The sequence below is a fragment of the Brevundimonas sp. genome (assembly GCF_036399195.1).
GTDB lineage: Bacteria > Pseudomonadota > Alphaproteobacteria > Caulobacterales > Caulobacteraceae > Brevundimonas.
Window position 1 is genome coordinate 1 of record NZ_DASWNO010000260.1, and the last position, 6,098, is coordinate 6,098.

The following is a 6,098-nucleotide window of genomic DNA, read 5'->3' on the forward strand; positions in this document are numbered from 1 at the left end:
CGCAATCGGCGCCGTTTCGCGACCCTCGTAGGCGATGGTTTCCCGCCTTCGCGGATCGTGAACCACCATAAAGGCACCGCCCGCGAGGCCCGAACTCTGCGACTCGACCAGACCGAGCACTGCTTGTACCGCGACGGCCGCGTCGACCGCGCTGCCGCCCTCGCGCAGGACGCGCAGGCCTGCCTCGACCGCCATCGGATTGGCCGCCGCCACCATGCCCCGCCCGTAGTCGACCTGCGGCGCCGCCGCCTCGGGGCTCCGGCTCGCGCATCCGGTCAGCGCCAGGGCGGCGAGCAGGAGCAAGGCTTTGGGCGTCATGCGGCGGCTCCGGCGACGGGGTACAGGGACGGTTTGACAATAGCGTCCGCGGCCTCGAATGAAACCGCCGCCAACGTCTTGCGCTCCGCAGCGCTTCCGACTAGTTTCCGCGCCTTCGCCGAAAGGCCAAGCGCGCCCGTAGCTCAGCTGGATAGAGCATCAGACTACGAATCTGAGGGTCGGACGTTCGAATCGTTCCGGGCGCGCCATTTTTCTTCCAGACGCATTCTCGAATTTCCCTTCGGCGTCGACCCGACGCCGCGTCGCCCGGGCAGCCAGAACTCACGCCACCAGCTCGGTCGACAGGCGGTGATCCTGGGCCGGCGCGGCGCGCTGTGGGGCGTAGCGAGCCACCATTTCGGCGCAGAACTCGGCGAACTCCTCGGGCGCCTGCGGGGCGCTGGTGTGATGCGGTTCGATGCCGCGATGTTCGGGCGTGAAGCAGAAGGTGACGGTGGTCTCGAACTCGGCCAGCGCCTCCATCTGCCGGTCGAACCAGTCCAGCGCGCCTTCGCGGTAGCGGTCGGCCCATGACAGGCCGGTGCGAACGTGGCGCACGCCCAGCCGCCTGAACCACGCTGCCGCGTCGTCGAGCCGGTGGTCGTGGAAGTGGAACCACTGGCACAGACCCATGTCCGCGGCGTAGGGCGCATAGGCCTCGACCGCCGGCTTGGGCGAACCGTCCTCGCGCAGCAGGCCCATGTGGAAATGCCGATAGTAGGACGAGCCCTCGGCCTCCTTGTGCCGGGTGGTGGCCTCCCATGCCATCGGCAGATCGTACAGGCTGTACCAGTGGATGCGGGGCGCGCGGCCGATGAGCAGGTCCGCGGTCTTCTTCACGCCCCAGGCCTGCACCTCCTCCGAGCCGAACGAGGAGACGCCGACCTCAGTGACCCAAACCGGCTTGTCGGTGACCGCCTGAATCTCCGCGACCTTGTCCGGCCAGGCGTCGATGGGCCAGAGGTTCCAGTCCAGCGGGAAGCCGTGCACCGCCACCGCGTCGACGTGGTCCAGCACGCCCTTGCGTTCGAGCGTGCGGAGGAAGAACGGATCGATCGGCGACATGCCGCCCAGCACGCGGGTGAGAGCGGGGTTCTGTGCGTGGATCGCCGAACCGGCGAGGCGGGCCATCTCCGCGAACCGGTCCCATTCGGGATCGATCAGCGGGTCCCAGTGCGACTTGTTGTTGGGCTCGTTCCAGATCTTGACCGCTTCGATCACGCCTTGTCTCCGCTCCTGTCGTGGCCGTTGGTGGATGGGCGCGCCGGGTAGGCGGCGCCGAGCGCCGGCGGCGGCCCGCGCCGGCACAGGAAGACCTCGCTCTCCGGATGCTCGACGATCTCGAAACCGGCGCCGCGCAGCATGGCCGCGCTGCAGGCCGCGTTCGGCGCCCACCAGTTGGTCCAGTCGTGCGCGTACTGGTGCTCGATGAAGTGCAGCTTCGGATAGCCGGCCTCGTCGAAGTGATCGGCTTCGCTGAAGTCGTAGTCCGCCGCGACGGGGAACACCTCGTCCGAACCGCGCTGCATCGACTGGAACAGCAGCAGGTCGTCGGCGACGTGTTCGTGGATCAGGTCCAGCGCCAGCAGCGGGTGGCGCAGGTGGTAGAGGACGCCCATGAAGATCACGAGGTCGAACCGCTCGTGCAGCGCCGCCAGGTCGTAGACCGACAGCTTGCGGAACTCGATGTCGGCCTCCTCCACCTCGGCGGCCAGACGGGCCTGGGCGAGGTAGCGGTCGTCGAAGTCGATCCCGAGCACCCGCTCGGCCCCGCGGCGCTTCATCTCCAGCGAATAGAAGCCGGCGTTGCAGCCGATATCGAGCACCGTCTTGCCGGTCAGATCGGCGGGGATCGCGTGGGCGAAACGGCTGAATTTGTTCGCGGGATAATCGTACAGGAAGTGGTTCGGCGCGGTCCTCACGCCCCCTAGGTCCATGTTGTGGAACCAGTCGCCCAGCGCCTCGACGCGGGCGCGGATGTCGTCCGGGCTCATCTCAGCCATTGGGGACCTCGTTCAGCGCATGGAGTTTCAGGAAGCCGTCTCCCGCGATCAGGGTGGTGATCGAGCCGGGGCTGATCTCGAACCGGTCGTGCGCGCGCATCGACAGGCCCAGCGACAGGGCCACCGCGGCCTTGATGACATCGGCGTGGCTGACCCCCGCCACCGCCCGCGCGCCTGACCGCACGACGCGCCGGAGCCAGCGCGCGAGACGCGCCTGAACCTCGATCATCGCCTCGCCCGACGGCGGGCGGGCCGTGTCACGGTTTGTGTTCCAAGCCGTCCAGAGCGGCTCCGGCTCAAGGGTCTCGAACGCCCGGCCGTTCCAGTCGCCGAAGTCGATCTCGAGCAGGTCCTCCTCGACCCGCAGATCGGCGCGGCAGGCGCGGGCGATGGCCTCGGCGGTCTGCCGCGTGCGCTCGAGGGGGCTGGTCATCACCAGCTCAAGGTCCGCGTCGGCCAGACGTCGGCCGGCGGCCTCGGCCTGCGCCAAACCGGCGGGGCCCAGCTTCACACCCGGGGTGCGGCCGCACAGGCGGCCCTGCAGCTGATCGTGGACGCCGTGCCGCACCAGATAGACGACGGTCGTCACGAGGCCAGTCGGGGGGCGACCTGATCCCGCCCCTCGATGAAGTCGAGGGTGCGCAGGCGCGCCTCTTCGTCGGTGAACTGTTCGGGCGGCGACTTCATGAACCAGCTCGATGGGCCGATCAGCGGCCCTGACACGCCGCGGTCGAGCGCCAGCTTGGCGCAGCGCACGGCGTCGATGACCACGCCCGCGCTGTTGGGGCTGTCCCAGACCTCCAGCTTCAGCTCGATATTCAGCGGCACGTCGCCGAAGGTCGTGCCCTCGACCCGGATGTGGGCCCACTTCCGGTCGGTCAGCCAGGGCACGAAGTCGCTGGGGCCCACGTGGATGTCGTCCGTCGGCAGGTCGCCGTCGAGTTGGCTGGTGACCGCCTGCGTCTTGGAGATCTTCTTCGACGTCAGGCGCTCGCGTTCGAGCATGTTCTTGAAGTCTGAATTGCCGCCGAAGTTGAGCTGGTACATCCGGTCGATGCGGACGCCGCGCTCGCGCATCAGGTTGGCCAGCACCCGGTGCACGATGGTCGCCCCGACCTGGCTCTTGATGTCGTCGCCGACGATGGGAAGCCCCCGCTGGCGGAACCGTTTGGCCCAGTCGGGATCGGAGGCGATGAAGACGGGGATGCAATTCACGAAGGCGCAGCCGGCCTTCAGCGCCTGTTCGGCGTAATACTCCGTGGCCTTCTGGGAGCCGACCGGCAGGTAGGAGACCAGCACGTCCGTTCCACTGTCGCGCAAAGCCTTCGCCACGTCGGTCGCAGGGGCTTCCGACACCTCGATGTCGCCGGTCATGTACTGGCCGATGCCGTCCAGTGTCGGGCCGCGCAGGACCTGCACGCCGGTGGGCTCGGGCGTCGCGAAGCGGATGGTGTTGTTAGGGTGGCCGAAGATGGCGTCGGCGACGTCTCGTCCGACCTTGCCCGCGTGCACGTCGAAGGCGGAGGCGATCTCCATGTCGCCGATGTGGTAGCCGCCCAGTTCGACGTTCATCAGCCCGGGCGGCGGCGCCTCGGGGGTGGCCGACGCATAGTGGCTGAGGCCCTGCACGAAGGACGAGGCGCAGTTCCCGACGCCGACCAGACCGATGCGCACCTTGTTGCGAGCCATGAGCACCTCCGAAGCCGGGCCGCGTCATGCAAGCCGGACGGTTCGACAAGCATCTACAAAGCTTATGGTTCCGCTGGAGGGTCTTCAGGAACAGCAACGCCTGACCCGCGTTATTGCCAAGCCAGCCGCGCCATCACTAGTCCGCGTCGGCGCAAGCGCCAACGTCTTTAATGTCGTCCATCCGACATAGTAGAGCGCTGGAACTAACCTGTAGAAGAAGATGTTGCTCGGCCGGAACCTGGACCGGAGAGCCTGATGCCGACGACCCCGAAACGCCCCATCCGCGACGCCGGCGCGAAGCTCGAAATCTCGCGGCGCGGCTGAGGAGACGAGGCATGGCCGACACCATCCTGATCACCGGCGGCGCCGGTTTCGTGGGCCGTCACGTGGCCCGGGCGCTGCTGGAGCAGGGCCACCGGGTGCGGGCGCTGGACAGCCTGATCGAGCAGGTCCACCCCACGGTCACGCGCCCCGACGAGCTGGATCCCGACGTCGAGCTGATGGTCGGCGATATCCGCGACGAGACGGCGGTGCTGGCGGCGCTGTCGGGCGTGGACAAGGTCATCCACCTGGCGGCCGAGGTGGGCGTCGGCCAGAGCATGTATGCGATCGATCGCTACACCTCGGTCAACGATTACGGCACGGCGGTGCTGTTCCAGCAGCTGATCGACAAGCCGGTGCAGCGCGTCGTCGTCGCCTCGTCGATGAGCATCTATGGCGAGGGCCTGTACCGCACGGTTGACGGCGAGCTGATGCAGGACGTGGTGCGCGGGCCGCGCAACGCCGACGGAAGCTGGGACCCGCTGGACCCGCAGGGCCGGCCGCTGATCCCGGTCCCGACGCCCGAGACCAAGCAGCCGGCGCTGAAGAGCGTCTATGCAATCAACAAATTCGTGCAGGAGCGGCTGACGCTGACCCTGACCGCGCAGTACGGCATGGACAGCTGCGCGCTCAGGCTATGGAACATCTACGGCCCGGGGCAGGCGCTCTCGAACCCCTACACCGGCGTGCTGGCGATCTTCGCCTCGCGCATCGCCAACGGGCAGGCCCCGATGGTGTTCGAGGACGGCCAGCAGCGACGAGACTTCGTCCATGTGTCCGACGTCGCGCGGGCCTTCCTCCTGGCGCTGGAGAAGCCCGAGGCCAATGGCGAAGTCTTCAACATCGGTTCCGGCGAGGACCGGACGGTCGAGGCGGTGGCGCGGCTGCAGGCGGCTTCCATGGGCCGCAGCGACCTGGCGCCGGAGATCACCCAGCAGGCCCGCGCCGGCGACATCCGCCACAACATCCCGGACCTCACCAAGGCGCGGGAGGTGCTCGGCTATGAGGCGCGTCAGGACTTCGCGGCCGGGCTGGAAGAGCTGGCCGAATGGGTCGCGCGGCAGGAAGCCGAGGACCGGGTGGTCGAGGCGCGGCGCGAACTGGAGATGCGGGGGCTCGTCGCATGAGCCGCATCCTGATCACCGGCGGCGCCGGGTTCATCGGCAGCAATCTGGCGGACCGTCTGGCATCCGCCGGGCACGAGGTGGTGGTGGCCGACACCCTCGCGCGGCCGGGGGTGGAGCGGAACCTGAAGTGGCTGCTGCTGCGGCATCGCTCGCGCATCCGGCACGTGGCCACGGATGTAAGGGACGCGACGGGACTGGCCACGGCGGTAAACGGCGTCGACGCCGTCTTCCATTTCGCGGCCCAGGTCGCGGTGACGACCAGCCTCGTCGACCCGCGCGGGGACTTTGACGTCAACCTGACCGGCACGCTCAACCTGCTGGAAGCCGCGCGCGAGCGGGCGATCCCGGTGATCTTCGCCAGCACGAACAAGGTCTACGGCGACCTCGCGGACGTCGATCTGGAGCTGATCGACGACGCCTGGACCCCGGCCGACCCCGCGTTGCGAAACCGCGGGGTGGACGAGACGCGCCCGCTCGACTTCCACACGCCCTACGGCTGCTCCAAGGGCGCGGCGGATCAGTATGTGCTCGACTACGCCCGCAGCTTCGACGTGCCCGCCTGCGTGATGCGGATGAGCTGCGTCTACGGCCCGCGGCAGATGGGCACCGAGGATCAGGGCTGGGTCGCCCACTTCCTGAT

General features: G+C 68.4%; 7 protein-coding genes and 1 tRNA gene. 3 read left to right on the plus strand and 5 right to left on the minus strand.

Translation table 11 applies throughout. The features are described 5' to 3' along the window. Nucleotides 1–318 (minus strand): gamma-glutamyltransferase (locus VGB60_RS11440; protein WP_331038378.1); only part of this gene is annotated, 318 nt, incomplete at its 3' end. 132 nt (nt 319–450) lie between these two features. Between VGB60_RS11440 and VGB60_RS11445 the strand changes: the two genes are divergently transcribed. Continuing rightward, a tRNA-Arg gene (locus VGB60_RS11445) sits at nt 451–527 on the plus strand. A gap of 73 nt (nt 528–600) precedes the next feature. On the opposite strand, the gene VGB60_RS11450 is transcribed toward VGB60_RS11445, so the two are convergent. Genes VGB60_RS11450 through VGB60_RS11465 form a run of 4 tightly spaced genes read right to left on the minus strand, consistent with a single transcriptional unit; the run spans nt 601 to nt 4,010 of the window. Then, nucleotides 601–1,539 (minus strand): beta-xylosidase, encoded by a 939-nt coding sequence (locus VGB60_RS11450; protein ID WP_331038379.1) that lies wholly within the window; start codon nt 1,537–1,539, stop codon nt 601–603. Next, nucleotides 1,536–2,321 carry a TIGR04290 family methyltransferase gene (locus VGB60_RS11455; RefSeq protein ID WP_331038380.1) on the minus strand — a complete coding sequence of 262 codons (786 nt, stop codon included), beginning with the start codon at nt 2,319–2,321 and terminating at the stop codon, nt 1,536–1,538. The genes VGB60_RS11450 and VGB60_RS11455 overlap by 4 nt, the downstream gene beginning before the upstream one ends. Then, the gene (locus tag VGB60_RS11460; protein WP_331038381.1) at nt 2,314–2,910 is read right to left on the minus strand and encodes a histidine phosphatase family protein; all 597 of its coding nucleotides are present in this window, start codon (nt 2,908–2,910) and stop codon (nt 2,314–2,316) included. The genes VGB60_RS11455 and VGB60_RS11460 overlap by 8 nt, the downstream gene beginning before the upstream one ends. Then, nucleotides 2,907–4,010: an inositol-3-phosphate synthase gene (locus tag VGB60_RS11465; RefSeq protein ID WP_331038382.1), complete on the minus strand. Its 1,104-nt coding sequence runs from the start codon at nt 4,008–4,010 to the stop codon at nt 2,907–2,909. Before VGB60_RS11465 ends, VGB60_RS11460 begins: the two co-directional genes overlap by 4 nt. 335 nt (nt 4,011–4,345) lie before the next feature. Between VGB60_RS11465 and VGB60_RS11470 the strand changes: the two genes are divergently transcribed. Continuing rightward, nucleotides 4,346–5,458: an NAD-dependent epimerase/dehydratase family protein gene (locus tag VGB60_RS11470; protein ID WP_331038383.1), complete on the plus strand. Its 1,113-nt coding sequence runs from the start codon at nt 4,346–4,348 to the stop codon at nt 5,456–5,458. After that, nucleotides 5,455–6,098, plus strand: a 644-nt coding sequence (locus VGB60_RS11475) for an SDR family NAD(P)-dependent oxidoreductase (protein WP_331038384.1), incomplete at its 3' end; no start/stop codon positions are given. The genes VGB60_RS11470 and VGB60_RS11475, both read left to right, overlap by 4 nt.

Excerpts from the sequence above, each read along its gene's own strand:
- VGB60_RS11465 (WP_331038382.1), bottom strand. The coding sequence starts at position 4,010 with ATGGCTCGCAACAAGGTGCGCATCGGTCTGGTCGGCGTCGGGAACTGC.
- VGB60_RS11470 (WP_331038383.1), top strand. The coding sequence starts at position 4,346 with ATGGCCGACACCATCCTGATCACCGGCGGCGCCGGTTTCGTGGGCCGT.
- VGB60_RS11455 (WP_331038380.1), bottom strand. The coding sequence starts at position 2,321 with ATGGCTGAGATGAGCCCGGACGACATCCGCGCCCGCGTCGAGGCGCTG.